At 61.2% G+C, this 16618-nt stretch carries 15 protein-coding genes; 12 read left to right on the top strand and 3 right to left on the bottom strand.

What is annotated here, in order from left to right:
* Positions 1-26: 26 nt before the first annotated feature.
* The 12 genes from BH682_RS17520 to BH682_RS17465 all read left to right on the top strand — a co-directional run bounded on the left by BH682_RS17520 (position 27) and on the right by BH682_RS17465 (position 13761).
* Positions 27-365, top strand: a complete 339-nt coding sequence (locus BH682_RS17520; RefSeq protein WP_143542539.1) for a hypothetical protein — start codon at positions 27-29, stop codon at positions 363-365.
* Positions 365-829: an HK97 gp10 family phage protein gene (locus BH682_RS17515; RefSeq protein WP_075833508.1), complete on the top strand. Its 465-nt coding sequence runs from the start codon at positions 365-367 to the stop codon at positions 827-829. The genes BH682_RS17520 and BH682_RS17515 overlap by 1 nt, the downstream gene beginning before the upstream one ends.
* 9 nt (positions 830-838) lie before the next feature.
* Positions 839-1360: a hypothetical protein gene (locus BH682_RS17510; protein WP_075833506.1), complete on the top strand. Its 522-nt coding sequence runs from the start codon at positions 839-841 to the stop codon at positions 1358-1360.
* A 102-nt stretch (positions 1361-1462) separates the two neighbouring features.
* Positions 1463-1933: a hypothetical protein gene (locus BH682_RS17505; RefSeq protein ID WP_143542538.1), complete on the top strand. Its 471-nt coding sequence runs from the start codon at positions 1463-1465 to the stop codon at positions 1931-1933.
* Between the two features lie 101 nt (positions 1934-2034).
* Entirely contained in the window at positions 2035-6864 is a 4830-nt protein-coding gene (locus tag BH682_RS17500; RefSeq protein WP_075833502.1) for a hypothetical protein, read from the top strand.
* Between the two features lie 15 nt (positions 6865-6879).
* Positions 6880-7866, top strand: coding sequence for a hypothetical protein (locus tag BH682_RS17495; protein ID WP_075833500.1), 987 nt, complete (start codon positions 6880-6882; stop codon positions 7864-7866).
* Positions 7867-7921: 55 nt separating this feature from the next.
* Positions 7922-9550 carry a Gp37-like protein gene (locus BH682_RS17490; RefSeq protein WP_143542537.1) on the top strand — a complete coding sequence of 543 codons (1629 nt, stop codon included), beginning with the start codon at positions 7922-7924 and terminating at the stop codon, positions 9548-9550.
* 51 nt (positions 9551-9601) lie between these two features.
* Positions 9602-10060, top strand: a complete 459-nt coding sequence (locus BH682_RS17485; protein ID WP_075833496.1) for a hypothetical protein — start codon at positions 9602-9604, stop codon at positions 10058-10060.
* The gene (locus tag BH682_RS17480; RefSeq protein ID WP_075833494.1) at positions 10060-10935 is read left to right on the top strand and encodes a hypothetical protein; all 876 of its coding nucleotides are present in this window, start codon (positions 10060-10062) and stop codon (positions 10933-10935) included. The genes BH682_RS17485 and BH682_RS17480 overlap by 1 nt, the downstream gene beginning before the upstream one ends.
* Positions 10936-10961: 26 nt before the next feature.
* The gene (locus BH682_RS17475) at positions 10962-12236 is read left to right on the top strand and encodes a peptidoglycan DD-metalloendopeptidase family protein (protein WP_223304515.1); all 1275 of its coding nucleotides are present in this window, start codon (positions 10962-10964) and stop codon (positions 12234-12236) included.
* Positions 12237-12238: 2 nt separating this feature from the next.
* Positions 12239-12736: a holin gene (locus BH682_RS17470; protein ID WP_223304514.1), complete on the top strand. Its 498-nt coding sequence runs from the start codon at positions 12239-12241 to the stop codon at positions 12734-12736.
* Positions 12737-12831: 95 nt separating this feature from the next.
* The gene (locus tag BH682_RS17465; RefSeq protein WP_075833488.1) at positions 12832-13761 is read left to right on the top strand and encodes a recombinase family protein; all 930 of its coding nucleotides are present in this window, start codon (positions 12832-12834) and stop codon (positions 13759-13761) included.
* Positions 13762-13883: 122 nt separating this feature from the next.
* Here BH682_RS17465 and BH682_RS17460 read toward each other — a convergent pair whose 3' ends face one another.
* The 3 genes from BH682_RS17460 to BH682_RS17450 form a co-directional block, all read right to left on the bottom strand.
* On the bottom strand, positions 13884-14639 hold the full coding sequence (locus BH682_RS17460; protein ID WP_075833487.1) for a DUF4352 domain-containing protein: 756 nt from the start codon (positions 14637-14639) through the stop codon (positions 13884-13886).
* Positions 14640-14712: 73 nt separating this feature from the next.
* Entirely contained in the window at positions 14713-15444 is a 732-nt protein-coding gene (locus tag BH682_RS17455; RefSeq protein WP_075833485.1) for an HNH endonuclease, read from the bottom strand.
* A 544-nt stretch (positions 15445-15988) separates the two neighbouring features.
* Positions 15989-16612, bottom strand: coding sequence for an HAD-IA family hydrolase (locus BH682_RS17450; protein ID WP_223304513.1), 624 nt, complete (start codon positions 16610-16612; stop codon positions 15989-15991).
* Positions 16613-16618 lie beyond the last annotated feature (6 nt).

Raw genomic sequence — 16618 nt, 5'->3', positions numbered from 1 at the left:
ACTGTGTCCGCCGTATGATCTGGTTCATGACCACTGTGCATGTTCGTGCGAATCAGACCACAGTCGATTGGGCGGAGGGCGCCGAGTTCGTGTGCGAGCGCACTCCGTTCGTCGACAACCTCATCCAACATGGAGGACTTACAGAACTCGGGTTGGCGCTTTCCGCCGCCGACGTCGCCGGCCTAGGTCGCGGGGCTCTCGATGCCCTGAACGCTGCTAGCGATCCCAGTAAGCCGTACGTACAGTATGCGGAGGGTGGGGTCGTTGACGCCCAAGACACCGTGCCTGACACGGACATCGCGGAAGGTACCGACCCCGGCACCGAACCGCAGAAGGCTCCGCGCACTCGGAGAAAGAGCAGCTGATGCCCGCCCACGTGGTGATGTACCGGGAACGGATGGAACAAGGACTCGCGCACGACGCCATGGCGCGCATGAACGACATCGGTCGGCAAGTCGTCAACCACGCGCGAGCTGACTGTCCCGTCGACTCCGGGCAGCTCCGCTCGTCCATCACCCATCACGTCACCCTCGTTGGCCGAACCGCACGGATGCGGGTCGGTTCCCCGCTCAAGCGGGCGAAATGGATCCACGAGGGCACCGGCATCTACGGCCCGCACAAGAAGCCGATCGTCCCGGTGTCGGCGAAGGCGTTGAAGTTCCCGACGCCCAAGATCTTCGGGCCGATGCCACGCGGCATGTCCCGCAGCCCAGGCGGGTTCGTGTTCGCGAAGTCCGTCAAGGGAATCCCACCGAATCCGTTCCTCACCGAAGCACTGAAGACAGTTCTCGGCACGACCAGCGTCACCATCCGCCCCGTCACCAGCTAAGGAATCCGAATGCCTCCACGCGCACGCAAAACTGCTACCAAGCCTTCACGGGCTGACGGCAACCCCACCGTCGCCGAAGTCGAAGCAGCAGTCGACATCCTCGAAACCCCGGACGTTGAACTCGACAAGCTCGCCGCGGTCAAGGACGACGAGAACCCGATTCCCGAAGAGCTGCAGTTCACTACCAAGGGCCGGACTGCGCCGGCGCGGGACAAGTCGGACTCCGAAGTGCTTTCCGTCGACGGCACAGAATTGATCGCATTCCGGCCCGAACCAGCAGCGTGGAACCTTCTGATCGGTGCAATGTCGAAGTCCTCCAACGCAGCTGACAAGGCTCACGCGGTGTGGCGTCTCATCACGCACGTCTTCGACGACGCGTCGTTGATGTACATCGAGGATCGGTTGATGGCGCCGGGAGATGATTTCGACCAGGCAATCCTGGAGAAGATTGTCCTCGCACTGATCGATCGTTGGACTCCGCAGTTGAACCGAGCGCAGCGTCGTGAGCTCGCCGGACGCAACCGCCGCTAGATAGTGGCTGAACCGTGGGGCTCTGACCCCACAGCATGGAAATTGGATGGCCGGGTCATGCACGTGACCCGGCCTCCGCTCGTGCAGTTGGTGAGTCTTTTGATGGCACACAGCCCGATTCACGTTGTCTTCGGAACACTCGAGCATTCAGAAGACGAGAGGTTCTTGTACGAGCAGGTAATGGATTTCGAGTCACCGGTCGGGAACGACTTGCTCAACGACGTCGCCGATCAGCTCGTAGCGGCCTGGTTCGGAATGCCGCGATGGACAGTGCAGGAAATCTGGTGGCGGGTGCTCGGTGCCTGGGCCGAGATCGACGGAGAGCTGCAGATGCGCGGCGTTGATCTGATCTCGCTGCCACCTGCGACGGCAACGAACACAGCGAAATCTGTCCTCACGAAGTGGGTTTCGGGGGACGAGGACAAGCGTGCCGCGTTCTACTCGGACCTCACCACTGAACCGCCTCGCATCTTGCTGAAGTCCCGAACCGACGAATCAACCCCCGAAGCGAACGAGGCTGAGGGCTACGACTTCATGGCTGCGCTTGAGTTGGCGAACCAACACCAGCGGTGACTTTCCGCTAAACCTGCCGGGTACAGATACCCTGCATATAGAACTTTGCTGCTGGCTATGGGCCGGGCATCACCACTGTGTGATCCCGAGGAGCCCCCGGCGTGACAGCCCCGTACGCAAAAGCCGTTGTCGAAGCTGAGCTTCGCTGGGGCAACGTCGGCTCTGAGTTCGAGCGTCGTGTCCGTGTCGCTGCGGAGAAAGCAGCGAAAGCAGCGCAGAAGCATTTCGACCGGATCAAACTCGCTGCGAAGGTCGATCTCAAGGCTGATACAGGTCTGTTCGCGCGGGAGACGCGGGAAAAGCTCAAGGCGATGAAGTTCGCCGCAGATGTCACACTGCGCGCGGATACTGCCCAATTCCATGCTGACGTACGGCGAGCCATACGCAACCTTCCCGAAGCGAATGTGACTGTAACTCTCGATTCGGGGAGCGTTCAGACGTTCGTTGCCGGTATAGAGGAACGCCTCCGCGCAGCGCGGATTACGGCGCCAGTTTTCCTTGAGGTGGCGAACGAGGCTGAGTTCCGTGCCTATCTCGCGTTTTTAACCCGTCCGGTCACCCAGGACGTGATTATCCGAACGATCGGTGGGGGCAACGGATCCGCTGACAGTGTGAATCGTCTGGACTTCTCGCTCGGCAATGTGGCGAAGAAGAGTTTGAAGCTAGCGGGTATCGCGACGCTGATTGGCGCTATCGGTGGCGCTGCGGGTATCGCGGCCGGCGCTGTTGGCGCGCTTGTTGCCGGTCTGGGTGCTGTCGGGCTCGCAGGTGCTGCGGGGTTGGCCACGACATTGGTCGGCATGAAGGGCATCGGCGACGCGTTCTCCGCGTTCAGCGCTGAAACAGAATCCGCCACCGCTGACGCCGAAGCTCAAGCGAAGAAGGTCGCTTCCGCACGCAAGGGAGTCGAGCAGGCGAACCGTGGTGTCGAGCAAGCCAACCGAGGCTTGGAGTCTGCAGAGAAGACCGTCGCGCGTGCGAACAAGGACTCACAGCGAGCGCAGGAAGACCTGTCGCAGGCTCGTGAGGACGCGGTTCGTCAGATCGAGGATCTGAACTTCGCACTCAAGGGCACCGCGATCGACGAACGGGATGCGGAACTGGCTCTTGCTCGCGCACGTGAGGCGTATGACAAGACGTTCGCTGATCCCGCTGCGTCCGCGCTTGACCGTGCCGACGCTGCTCTCGGAGTCGACAAGGCTCTGCGTCGCCAGGAAGAGACGATGCGGCGCAACGCCGACATCGAGAAGGAAGCGCGGGAAGCGTCTGAGAAGGGTGTCGAGCAGTCCGATCAGGTTGTCGCGGCGAAGGAAAAGGTGATCGACGCTGCGGACCGGGTGAAGGACGCCGAGCAGGGTGTTGCCGACGCTCAAGTGGGTGTGGCGGATGCTCAGCAGGCCGTTGTGGAGGCGCAGGCGGATCTGCAGGAGGCGATGGATTCCACGTCCAGCGCGGCCGACAAGACTGCGCAGGCGTTGGCGAAGCTGTCGCCGAATGCGCGGGCGTTCGTGTTGGCGATGCGCGAACTTGGTCCGGAGTGGGAAGCGGTCCGTAAGTCCGTTCAGGACAACATGTTCGCTGGCCTTGACGTGACATTCACGAACCTCGCAACGACGTCGATGCCGATGCTCAAGGAAGGCATGGGGCAGGTCGGTACTGCGATCAACGGGGCAGCGAAGGAGTTCGCGGCGTTCTGGGGATCGTCAGGTGCACAGGACAGTCTGCGAAACATCTTCGCAGGCACCGCCGACCTGATCACGGCCATGCAGCCAGGATTGGCGGCACTGACAACCGGCATCCTCGACATCGGCAATGCCGCAGCACCGGTGATGGGGCAGCTCGGCGATTCATTGGGCAATCTGTTGGGCAGTATCGGTGAGGCCTTCACCGAGGCTTTCGCTGACGGATCGTTGACGGAGCTGATCGGTCACTTCTCGACGATGATGGATGGCCTCGGCGGCGGCTTGAACGCGCTGCTCGGTGGGCTCATCGATTTCGGGAACATCGTCGGACCTGTTCTCGGGCCGCTGTTGCAGACGTTCGGTGAGTCGATCGCGATGCTCGCCCCGTCACTGGGGGCGTTGGGTGTCTCGTTCGGGAATGCGCTGATCGAGATCCTCCCAACATTGTCGGAGTTCATCTCCTCACTCGCTGACGGTCTGGCACCGGTTATGCCGGTGATCGCGGACTTGCTGAAATCGCTCGGTGCCGCGCTCACGCCGCTGATTCCGCCGCTGTCCCGGATTCTGCAGACCGTCGGGACCGCACTCGTGGGCGCGATCGATGCCCTCGCGCCAGCCATCGGTCCACTCGGCGAAGCCTTCGCGTCGCTGGTCGACGCGCTTGCGCCGATACTTCCCATGGCCGCGGAAGTGATTTCCGTTCTGGTGCAAGCCCTTGCGCCTGCGCTGAAGACGATCTTCGACGCACTCGGACCGGTCATCAAGCAGTGGCTTGACGGGATGAAGCCGGTGCTCGAGCAGTTGGCACCAATCCTCGCTGAAGTGGCAATGCAGTTGGGGCAGGCGATTGCTGACGCGTTGATCCAGTTGATGCCGGTCCTTCCGACGTTGATCGATTCGTTCTCTCAAATCGTGTTGGCGATCGCTCCGTTCATTCCACAGTTGGTGCAGATCGCGGCGGAGCTACTGCCGAAGTTGATCGACGTCATCGTGTGGCTGGTCAACACGATTCTGCCTCCGTTGACGACAGCGATCGTCTGGATCGCCGAACACGTCCTACCGCTCGTGATCGAAGGGATCCGGAACTTCGCACAAACGTGGGGGGACAAGCTCACCGAAGCCAAAGATGCGATGCAGAAAGCGAAAGACTTCCTCTCCGATCGATTCGAGGACGTCAAGTCAGCGCTCACGAGCCTGAAGGAATTCTTCAGCACGGTCGTCGACACCATCGGAAACATCTGGGACGGGCTGAAGGAGAAGGCCGCCGGGCCGATCAATTGGATCATCGACAACGTCATCAACGGCGTCCTGAAGGATGCTTGGAACGCCGTAGCTTTCGTCATTCCAGGGCTTGAACGGTGGGATGGCATTGCACGCCATGGCAAGGCTGATACAGGACCAAACCTCGTGCAGCGGTACGCCACCGGCGGTCATGTTCTCGGCGCCGGTGGTCCGACCGACGACCGTATCCCCGCGATGCTGTCCAACGGCGAATTCGTCATGCGCGCTTCGGCGGTGAACACCATCGGCGTCGACAACCTCAAAATGCTGAACAGCAATCCCCAGGTCGCCAAGGGGAAGGTGCTGACCGAGGGGATGTTCACCGGCATCCGCATGAAGGTCGGCGGCTCGGTTGACGAGGCTGTCGCTCGAGCTAAAGGCTTCATGGAGCACGAGCACGGAAAGCCATACCAGTACGGCGGCGTCGGCGATCCTTCCTGGGACTGCTCGGGACTCTGGTCTGGCATTGTCAACGAGTTGTCGGGGCGCCCAGCCACTTCGGGACGCCTGTTCAATACGGAGTCCGACTTCGAGTCGATGGGCTGGAAGTCCGGCCTGAACGGGCGTGTGACGGTCGGCATCATGCGCGGCGGTGGCGGCGAGAACTCACACATGGCCGGCACAATCGACGGTAAGAACGCGGAGTCGTCCGGCGACAACGGAGTTCAGTGGGGTGGAGCTGCCCGCGGTTCGGACAACTCGATGTTCGGACTGCAATACACCCTGCAGGAACTCGCAGGACAGTTCTCCAGTGGAGGGTCCGGCGCCGGCATCGGCCGGGCACTCCGCAGTGTCCTGAACACCGTCTACAAGCCCGCGGCAGCCGCATTTGACCTGGCAACCTCGACCATCGGATCGGGCATCCCGGACTTCGGGCCGTCCATGATGGGGCAACTACCGAAATCGATGTTCAACGGCATCACAGCTGCAATGAAGAATGCCGTCCAAGGCGCCCTGAACGCTCAAGCAAGCACCGAATCCGGTAGCTCGTCGTTCGAGCCAGGCGCGGGTGCTGAGCAGTGGCGTCAGATGATGATCGACGCCTACAAGAACCAGGGCTACGATCCAACACCCGAGAAGATCGACGCTTGGGTCCGGCAGATTCACACAGAATCCGGTGGCGATCCCAACATCGCTCAGCAGATCGTCGATGTGAATGGCACGGGCGAAGCCGCCGGTGTCGGTCTGGGGCAGATGATTCCGGAGACGTGGCAGGCATTCCGAGACCCCGCACTGCCGGACAACCGCCGCGACCCGTGGGCGATGACGAACGCGATGGTGCGTTACGGCGAGCAGAAGTTCGGTGACAACCTGCTCAATGTCATCGGCCAGGGTCACGGCTACGACCAGGGTGGGATCGCGAACGGTATCGGTGTGATGCCGAAGTTCACGTTGCAGCCTGAGCGGGTCCTATCTCCTGAGATGACTGCTGATTTCGAGCGGCTGATCTCGGTGCTCGAGCGGCCGGACTTCATCGACGTGCTCCGTCAGATCACGAGCGATGCAGTGACGAACGCGGCGACAGAGGCGTCGGTGTCGAGTGGTGTGACTGCTCCTGCGCCGGAGGTGAATATCGCGGCAGCTGCGTCGGGTCCGTCGACGGCGTTCGATCCGAACAACACCGGATACGACGACACGTACTACAACGACACCGTCGCACGCGGAGGGAAGGAAGGCGCCGACGCATGGCTCGCGCGTCAGGACTTCGGCCCGCAGATCCGCACGTGGGGGATCAACGCGCTCAAGGAGATCGGCGGCGAGTTCGCATCACCCCTCGGTCTGGAACGGCGCTGGGGTGAGGCAGTCGATCAGGGCGCGAAGGACGCGATGCGCGCCGCCAACAGCGGCGGCGGCAACACCTACAACATCACGCAGGAATTCCACGGCTACAACGGCACACCGCAACAGTTCGCCGCCGAGATGGAACGCGCTGCCCGCCAGGGTCTCGCGACACTGACGCCGGTCTAGGGGAATGGATTATTGATGAACAACTGTGACCCCGACTTCAACGGCGGTTATCCCGTCCTGTTGATCATGCGCGACTTCGATCCTAGGAGTCCGACGTTCGAGCAGGACATCGTCACCGTGCCGATCTTTGGACCGAACTTTGTGGGACAGGGCATTTCGCTGCTCGAAGGGTATTCGGGTTTCTATCACACCCCGATCACCCAGATCCGGGAGAACTACGCGTACCAAGCTGGGTCAACAGCTTCGGACTATCCGCGCGTGGAGGAACGGATCCTCGACTGCGACATAGGTGTACAAGGCCGGAACTGGGCAGAGTTCGTGCAGGTCGAAACCTTGCTGTGGAAGATCATGAAGCCGCCGAAGGGGAAGCGCCCGGACTTCGTGTTGCGCTTCTACTTCGGTCCTGGCGAGGATGATTGGCGCGAGATCACCGTCCGTTTGGAGCGCACCCCGAAGGACCTGTTCAGTCGCGGCCCGGGTCTGACGACGAAGTACAAGTGGTCGTTGACGTTGCTGGCGTGCGACCCGTACTGGTACTCACGGACATTGCAGGACACCGTCACTTTCGACAGCGGTACCGGTACGGGCGCAAACCGGATCAGTCAGCGGACGTTGGTGATCGACAACATGGCAGACCAGGAGTGCTGGCTCGAGTACGCCTCGAACGAGCTCACCACGACGTCGACCTTTAGGTTGCCCGATGCGCTGGGTGTGTACCCGAAGTGGCACACCTCGGCCGGTCAACGCATCTACGTGCCGATGCCTCCACTCGGGGTGGGGAAGTCGTTCCACGTCCAGACGAACCCGATGCAGATTGCACTCGAGACGCTCGACGACAGTCAGGAAGTCGCGAATCTGCAGGGCGACTTCAACAACGCGCTGCCACCTCACACCGTCGGCGCTGAGCTGCCGGTGACGCTGAAGGGCGGGACCGCGCAGACACAACTGAGCGTGTACGCGGTGCAGCAGTGGGACCGGTACTTCGGAGGCGAGGCTTTGTGATCTCGATATCGGTACACAGAGACAACTACGCCTACCGTGATCAAGGCGGATGCTGATGCCCACCACGTTGATGACACCAGACGAAGTTCGGAAGGCCATTCGGCAACGAACCATCGAACGCATCTCGATCATGCGTTCGCGCCCGAAGATCACCCTCTACGACAAGAACTGGCGCAACCCCGTTCCGATCATGGGGGAGGTCACCGCTTCTTTCGAAGAGAAGCTGAACGACACCGGTGAAGGTGACCTCACGCTCTTCGGCAATCACAAAGTCCGCGAGTGGATCATCGAAGAACTCGGCGACGACGAGGACCTCCACATCCGCGTGCAGATGGCAGGCAAGGAGTGGACAGGCAAGGCCGTGTCGATCACCAACCGCGGTGACGACAAGGGGTTCGAGTACATCGACATCAAGTTCCAGCACGAGTACCAGCACTGCAAGCGGATCACCTGCTACTCGAACCCGCTGTTGCCGGCGGAGCTACAAGCCCCGAAGATCTGGGCGTACGCAGGCCCGTCGATCTTCGGAATCAAGACCCTGATCTTCCTGAACCTGCTGCGCCGCTTCGGGCCATTGTGGGGACTGCCGGAGAACCTGTTCGATCCGTCGTCGTGGGCGTCGAACTTGAATCCCGCGAACTGGCCGATCGTCGTCATCCCCGGCGACTTCTTCGGCGACACATCGATGTGGCAGGTCATCACCACCAGATTCGGGAACCTGCACGACGTCATCGCACCGGTCCTCGCGGACGCGGGCCTACAGGTCGTCGTGAAGCGCTGGTTCCCGGGAATGCCGCAACCGGCGCCGAACCACTTCATCCTGACCGAGCCGACGCTCACCATCGACGTCGTCGACAAGTCCGGCTACCGCGGCAAGAACGGCAACATCTTCGACGGCCTGCTGCACCTGGTGACCGACATCGCCGACGACCTGATCAACGAGGTCGTCACCGAGGTCACCGGCGCACCGAACCCGCCCGAATACTCACTGTCAGGGCACCTGGGCACGAACCCGCAACGCCCGTTCGTTACCTGGCGCAACGCGCAACGCACCGGCGTCTCGGGTATCGGGCAGTGGCAGGCGACAGTGCACAAGGCGTTGGCTGGTGCGATCGTGACCGGCGGCCACTCACCTGACTGGGTGAACGCTGGTCTGAAGCTCATCGCAAATGCGATCCTCGGCTACATCGGGGCGATGTTCGGTAACGCCGGCCTCGCGCTGGGAATCTTCGATTCGGTGATCGAAGACGTCGTGCTCGCGTTCCATCGGATGGCGAATCCAATGCGGCAGAACAGGATGGGCATCCGCGGTCCGGGCTATGGCGAGTGGTGGGAAGCATCCGGCGGCACCGGTGCGTCCTTGTCGGCGTTGATGGCTATCCGTGCCGGCTTCGACAAGACGAAGGCGTACCGCTCGTACAAGGTGTCGGTGGTCAACTTCGCACCGTGGCGCGTCGGTGAGCATTTCGATCTCGGTGACCGGACCGCGGTGGAGATCGGTAAGCGCGGCACGTACTACATCGACCATGTGTACGGGCTGAAGTTGTCGTGGAGCCGAGATCAGGATCCGCGGTACGACATCGCGATTGGCGATGATCGGAAGGAGCAGACACCCGGGGCGATGTTGTCGCGGCAGGTTGAAGGGTTGAAGGCGATGCTTCAGGCAGTGGGAGTTTCTTCGTGAGTTTTAAAGCGGTAGATACAGTGGACAGTGACTACCGTAAGGAGGGTGGCTGTGGCAAAGGCTGACAAGGACGGGATCATCCGGGATCGCCGGACGGGGATCGTGTTGGCGCGTAAGGACCGGCATCCGCTTGCGGACCTGTTCAAGGACATTCCGATGGGGGAGGGTCTTCCCGGTTTGCATATGGGTTTGCCGGAGGTGGAGCACCTCATGGCGATTCATGTGTTCGACAACCTTGGGTGCTCGCCGCCACAGGAGCCGTTGTACAAAGCGGTTCCTGATCGCGAGAGTCTCACGGCGACAGGTTCCGATCGCGTGTTGTGGGTCCCCGTCGCAACGCCGGATCCCGTTCCGGTAGAAGAAGCGGACGAACAGATCTTCGTTGCCGACATCTCCGATTACAACGCGGATCAGATGGCGGCGTTGGAGTTTCAGATGCAGCAGAAGAAGATCGCCGACAAGATGCTCGAGCAGGCCGACCCGCATGTACGTGGGGAGGGTGAACTCTGATGGCGTGGGACGTTCCGAAAGACCCCTCTCTCGTTCAGGGCTATGTTCCGCAGAAGGCGTACACGAAGAGCACTGTTCACAGTCTCCAGAACGTCGACCCATACAACTTCAGCGGCGGTCGGAATCGCGAAATCCGTGATGCCGCTGAAGGTGCGCGAGGAAACCTCCTTACTCGTCTGCTCGGTGGGTTTTTCAACATCGGACAGGTTCTGGACAACATCGCGACAGCCATTTTCGGCGGCGGACCGTTCGACCCTTCCTCAGCCCTGGGGCGCATCAGCGATAAGTCGATGGCGGACAAGGCTGTCATCACCGATATGCAGAACCGCCAACAGATTCTCGAAGGCATCATCGGCTACGGCTCGTGGGTGGCGTCCCAGAATCTGTTTCTGTCGATCGACCAGAACAACGCAGGCGCTCGGACGATGTCGTTCGATCGTCAGGTTGGCCCGAGTGTCGGTGTGACGTTGGTGTCGGATCCGGCGTTGGCGAACAAGAAGGTTCAACGGCTGGATTCGAAGGGGCTGTGGCAGGTCCTGGCACAGACCCGTTCTCGACGAACGATTTATTCGGGAACCGCGAAGGTGTATCTGGACATCGTCGTCAAGGACCCGAACGGCAACGAGTATTACCGACGTTCGATGGATCAGTCCGCGATCTCGAGCGAGGGCGGTGACGGCGAGATCACGATGCTGGGCAACGTCTTCTTCACCACCCCAGGACCTGGTTACACCGTGCGAGTGGACTTGTTCTCGGGGCAGTGGCGCTGGTTTTACGGGGGCTCTCAGTGGTCCGGCCTGAGCATTCTGAAGCACTCGTCGGAAGTACAGAACCCGGGAACGGTCGACCCCGGAACCCCGCCCGTCGCTGGCTAGCAAGCGGCCCAATGTCAGGAGAAGAGATGACAGGCAAGGTTGTTCCCATCAAGGGCGGCTCCGTTGGTTCGGGCTACCGCAGTGCAGACCGGCCGGACCACCGCGGTGTGGACTTTCCAGCCTCATTCGGCACCCCGATATACGCGGCGGCCGATGGCTTCGTCGTGCGATCCGGTCCCGCAACCGGTTTCGGCAACTGGATCGTCCTCGACCATCAGCGTGAACTCGGCGTCGACACCGTGTACGGACACATGGCGGCACGCGACCTCCTGGTCCGAGCAGGCGACACCGTCACGGCGGGCCAGGTCATCGCCCGCGTCGGGTCGGAAGGCGAATCCAGCGGGCCTCATCTGCATTTCGAGGTGTGGGGTCCACCGGGCCGATTCGGCGGCACCGACCAGAACCCGTCCACCTGGCTACGAGATGCCCGACAACCGGGTACATCGGCACCCGCGCCGCTCCCTCAGACGAAGGGTGACAAGCAGCTCATCGCCGACGTCACCGTGCTCACCCGCAACGACTCCGGCTGGCGCGACCCGAACACCTGCACACACATCTGCCAGCACACCAACGAAGGCCCGGCATTCGGTTCACTCGAGGGCCTCCTCGATTGGTGCGCAAATCCCATCTCCGAAGCCTCCTATAACCTCATCGTCCACGGCGACGGCCGCATCGGCCGATCCAACGACGACGACTACATCCCGTGGGCGGCAGGCCCCATCTCCAACCGCAAAGGCCTCCACGTCTGCGCCATGGGATACGCCGCAGAGACACGCGAGCAATGGCTTTCCAGGCCAGCGCAACTCGACTCCCTCGGCGAGATCTGGGCCGACTGGGCAGTGCGGCACTACATCGCCCTCCAGAAGGTCGATGGCAATCAACTCCGTGCCGGCGCCGAAGGAGTCTGCGGACACGGAGACACCGCCCGAGCGTGGGGCGAAACGAACCACACCGATCCCGGTGTCGGGTTCCCGTACGACGTCGTGCTGCAGATCGCGCGCGACAAGATCAACCAGGAGGACGGTTTGAGCGCCGCAGACGCAGACAGGGTTGTAGCGAACCTGACTGAATTCATCAAAGGCTATCTCGCCCCGGTTATCTCGGACGTCAAAGACCTCCGAGAGCAGGTCACCGGATCGAGGGACCTCCATTACAAGGACCCGGAGCGCAAGGTCGTGGATCCTCAGAAGTCCTACCCGGGCTTGAAGATCCTCGGAAACCGGACCCTCCCCGACACGGTCGCCGCACTCGCACAGGCAGCCGGCATCAAAGGCACCATCGACCCGAAACCAGGAGCATGAACATGACCCACCACGAATCCATCTCGCCCACAGTCGCGCTCGGCAGCATCAACGCCCGATCCTTCTGGCTCGACGTCCTCGACCGGACCAGCAAGACGTTCATCCAGAACCTGCTGATCTTCTTCGGTGCCGGTGTCACCATCACTTCGGTGTCGTGGCCGGCGCTACTCGGGTCTGCGGGCCTCGCGGCACTCGTGTCGCTTGTCCTGGCGATATCGACGGCGACCGCGATCACGTCGGGCAACTTCGTCATCGACCTCGCTGACCGGGCGCTCCGAACCGGCGCAGGTTCGTTGGTTGCGGCGATCCCTTTGACTGGCAGTATCGCGGACATCAACTGGTCTGAATCGCTGACGATTGCTTTGACTGCTGTGGTTGTGTCGGTGCTGACGTCGTTGCTGACGATCAATCTGGGTTCGGCAAAGGGCCTTCCCAGTGTCGCGCCGGTGGTGCCTCCGGTGCTGAACCCGACAGGCTCGTTCACGGAGTTCCGCGGCTGAGATAGTCGACTGAGTGAGGGGCGGGGCCGTTGTGGTCTCGCCCCTTTCTCATGTCCGCTACAGTTGCGGTAGATACAGTGAATGAAGGGGACACAGTGAGTCGTGCATACGGTTGGACAGAGACGAGTGACGCCACCATCGACGAGGAAGCAGAAGTCATCCGCATGATGGCCACCACCCTCCTCGACGGCGGCTCACTCCGGGGACTCGTCGACCACCTCGAAACCGAAGGCATCTCCACTGTCTCCGGCAAAGCGTGGAAACCGATCACTATCAAACGCGCACTCACCAACCCCCGCATGATCGGGAAGAAGCAGAGCGGCGACAAACTTGTCGCCACCACCATCCCGCCGATCCTGCAGCCCCGAACCTATAAGCGGCTGTGCGAACTGCTCCTCGATCCGGAGCGCGCGAAGTACACCGGCGACCGCACCCAAGTAGCACTCCTCGGTGGTGGGCTCGCACGGTGCGGAGGCTGCGGCCGACCCATGTACGCGGCATCCACCGTCGGCCGCCCCACCGTCTACGCCTGCTCCACCCGCAGCAGCGACTGCCCCTCCATCGTGTCTGTCCAAGCTGAATTGCTCGAGGCGGACGTCATCGAGCGAGTCCTCGCGCGGTTGTCGTCACCGAAATACCGGAAGGCGTTGACGAAGTCGATCAACGAACTCGGCTCCCGCGAGGAAGGCGAAACCCGGGTAGCCGAACTCAACGCCCGATTTACTGCTCTGGGGGAGGACTTCGCCGACGGACTCATCGACCGCGAAACAATGCGCGCCGGCACCGACCGCGTACGCGCGAACATCGCCGCAACCGAACTGAAGATGGCACAACGGGAAGTCCTCATCGACCTCCCCGAACCATCAGCGGAGGACATCGTGAAGTGGTGGGAAGAAGCGGACAAACGCCGGCGCCGCGATGTCGTGTCGATCGTCGTCGACCACCTCACCGTCAAACCCACCGACCGACGAGGCCGCGACGGACTCGACCCACACCGAGTCGACTATGTCTGGAAAACACAATGAGATTCGTGTTTCATTCGGTGCTATAAAATCGCGAGCACGCTATTTTATAGCGCCCAAATCGACACCCGGAAGCAGAGAAGGCCCCACCGTTTGGTGGGGCCTTCGGTGACGCTGTGGTGTCTTTAGTTGAAGTTGATACGTGCGCCGCCGGAAAACATCGAGTCGTGGACTTCGATCGCGACTGGGACTGCGCCAACTGGGATGTCGAATACCACTCGAGTGGATCGAGTAATGCCTGGGTTAATGTCGCCCGCACCTTTGTCGTCGCCTTCGAGGCCGAACTCCGCTGAAAAGTTGTTCGTGAACTCTCGGCCCTGATCGTCGATCAGAACTTGATTCGAACTCGCGTAGTACTGCGACTTGTTCGACGTGTTCGTCACGTCGACGTAGACAACTACGAACTGGCCCTCTGCTGTTTCACTGAACCACGATGATTCTTTTCCGATCGTCGCGAGTCCGGATTCAACTTTGGTGACGACGAAGCCGAACTTTCCGTCCCTCACTTCGGTGCCGAATCCTGTCGCGACTTGCTCTTGCTTTGTCGTGGTTGTGGGGGTCGTGGTTCTCGATTCTGGTGCCGCTTTGTCAATGGCAGCGGCGGGTGCACGGGTGGTGGCAGTTATGCGGGTGGCCGTCGATGTTGATTTGTCGTTGCCGCTTAGTGCTGAAACGAAGATTCCGAAGCCGAGAATTGATAGTCCGATGATGAGCAGTTTCACCCCAGTGCCCATCGGCTTCTTCGGGGGCATGCCGGGCTGGAATTGAGGAGCTCCAGCCATGGGGGTCGGGCGTGTGGCGTCTGACCACTGCAATCCGTTCCAGTACCGCTGGAGGCCTTGAACTTGTGGGTCTGGATACCAGCCGGGCTGTGAGTTCATCGTCGCGTCCTTGCTCGGCCCCGTGGTGGGGAAGTGTCAGCAATACATACCAGACAGTCCGGACACTGTGGAACTAAACCCTGGCGCCCTTCGCTAGATTGCACGCCCGGCACAAGAGTTGAACATTGCCTTCAGTGCTCGCGCCTCCTCTGGAAAACGGAATGATGTGATCGTATTCAAGGTAGGAATTCGCGCCGCATTCCACGCAAGCCCCACGGTCTCGTTGAAATACAGCAGATTTGACGTGCGCCGGGATGTGTCGCGACGGGCGGTCCCCGTTGTCCGGTAGGAGGATTCGGCGATCGATCCGAAGTGCGGTGTCCACCAGGATGGATGCGTATTCAGCATCGGGAACCGAGAAGCGCCCGCTGAGTGACCGTGCTGTCGACTCGATGAGCACGGTGGTCCGGTCGAGGTATGACACTCGCTGCACCTTGCCTAGTGGGATTTCGCCGCCGTGCTGCTGAGCGATGAATCGGATCTTGCGGTTGGTGATCGCTAGTTGTCCCTGGGACGGGGTGGGGCCAGCTTGGAGGTCTCGCCAGCGAGTTGCGCCGGCGACCATGTAGCAGTATTCGTCGGTGGGCAGATGGAGTCCTGGGATTTGAACGGTTGGTAGGCGGCCTTGGCGGATCTCACCGAGTATCTGCTCCCTGAGTAGTTGAGATTCGATGTGGGTGACCGCGCCTGGTTCTAGTTCTAGAGCGAGGGCTGCTTGTCGGAAGGTGGCAAGTTCGTCGTCGGTGATGATGCCGTCACTGAGCGCGTACGTGGCGTATTTGTTGAGCCAAGAGAGTGCATCCACACGAATGGTGTCGAGTGCATGTTTCCGGGGGATGCGCGCGCCATACAGCCATTCATGCAATGTGATCCATTCAGGTCCAAGGGGGCCTGAGTGTGCCAATACGTTCCTCGCCGCTGCGGAGTACTGCGTGAGCGTCGAGTTCACAAAAGCTTTGCACTCGGGGCAATAGCTCTGGAGCAATCGAGTTTTGGTGCCGCATCGTGCGCAGCCATCGCCTGCCGACCGAAAGGCTCTGAGCCACTTGTCTGCCATGGGAGATACATACCAGACAGTCCGGACGCCGGTAGGGCAGTGCCCACGCTTCACTCGACAAGAAATTGTCACGTAGTTGTCACAAGTCGTGCACCGGCTACCACCGACGGCTCCCGTTTACCCCCGGCATTCCTAGATTCCCCCGGCTAGTCCCGCCCCAGTGCGCCTTTTACCTGGACTGTTAATCGGACGGTTGCTGGTTCGAGTCCAGCCGGGGGAGCAGTGAAGCCCCTCACCTGAGAAATCGGGTGGGGGGCTTTCTTGTTGTGGTCTGACCTTGTTTTTGTCTGACCTAGTGCGCTCGCAGCAGACCCACCGATCGAAGTGCCGATTCGACGTCTGCCGCCTTGTTTGCTTGTTCGCCGCGAATTCCCAGCCGTCGAGCGCTGAGGACGTTCACCGGGTTGTCGTCGACGAAGAAGGTCTGCTGTGGACGCGCATCGAGCAACTCCAGCGCAGCCAGGAAGGCCGCAGGTTCGGGTTTGGTAGCTCCGAGCATGCAGGAGAAAACATGCTCGTCGATTGCCGATGGAGTTACGACACTCTCGATGGCGGCCAAGAGAACAGGTCCGTTGTCGGAGAGTGTGGCGACCACGACCCCCTCGCTTCGAAGCGCGATTGCGAGATCGATGACCGCGCGGTCCGGGATGAAGGCCTTGGCCCAGGCTCGGCGTAGCTCGTCGCGGTCACCAGGAAACCCGAGTCGTCGAAAGCGTTCCAGGATCGCTGTTTCGGAGTGAATGCCGAGATCGCATTCCTGGTCGAACCCGGACGCGAACACGAGGGCATGAATCTCGTCTTCCGTGACGCCGATGGCCGCAGCCAGTTCTGCGGCGCGACGGTCAGGCTCGAATCGACACAGCACACCGCCCAGGTCGAACAACACGAGTTCAGGTGGTCCGCTGTCGTTCGCCAAGTCGCA

Origin of the sequence: Rhodococcus sp. YL-1 (genome assembly GCF_001942025.1) — a bacterium.
Lineage (GTDB): Bacteria > Actinomycetota > Actinomycetes > Mycobacteriales > Mycobacteriaceae > Rhodococcus_F > Rhodococcus_F qingshengii.
This window is presented reverse-complemented; position numbering and strand designations above follow the sequence as displayed.

Bases quoted from the DNA above. Each gene is read 5' to 3' on its own strand.
- BH682_RS17505 (WP_143542538.1), top strand. From the start codon at position 1,463: ATGGCACACAGCCCGATTCACGTTGTCTTCGGAACACTCGAGCATTCA.
- BH682_RS17515 (WP_075833508.1), top strand. From the start codon at position 365: ATGCCCGCCCACGTGGTGATGTACCGGGAACGGATGGAACAAGGACTC.
- BH682_RS17495 (WP_075833500.1), top strand. From the start codon at position 6,880: ATGAACAACTGTGACCCCGACTTCAACGGCGGTTATCCCGTCCTGTTG.
- BH682_RS17475 (WP_223304515.1), top strand. From the start codon at position 10,962: ATGACAGGCAAGGTTGTTCCCATCAAGGGCGGCTCCGTTGGTTCGGGC.
- BH682_RS17520 (WP_143542539.1), top strand. From the start codon at position 27: ATGACCACTGTGCATGTTCGTGCGAATCAGACCACAGTCGATTGGGCG.
- BH682_RS17490 (WP_143542537.1), top strand. From the start codon at position 7,922: ATGCCCACCACGTTGATGACACCAGACGAAGTTCGGAAGGCCATTCGG.
- BH682_RS17480 (WP_075833494.1), top strand. From the start codon at position 10,060: ATGGCGTGGGACGTTCCGAAAGACCCCTCTCTCGTTCAGGGCTATGTT.
- BH682_RS17510 (WP_075833506.1), top strand. From the start codon at position 839: ATGCCTCCACGCGCACGCAAAACTGCTACCAAGCCTTCACGGGCTGAC.
- BH682_RS17460 (WP_075833487.1), bottom strand. From the start codon at position 14,639: ATGAACTCACAGCCCGGCTGGTATCCAGACCCACAAGTTCAAGGCCTC.
- BH682_RS17470 (WP_223304514.1), top strand. From the start codon at position 12,239: ATGACCCACCACGAATCCATCTCGCCCACAGTCGCGCTCGGCAGCATC.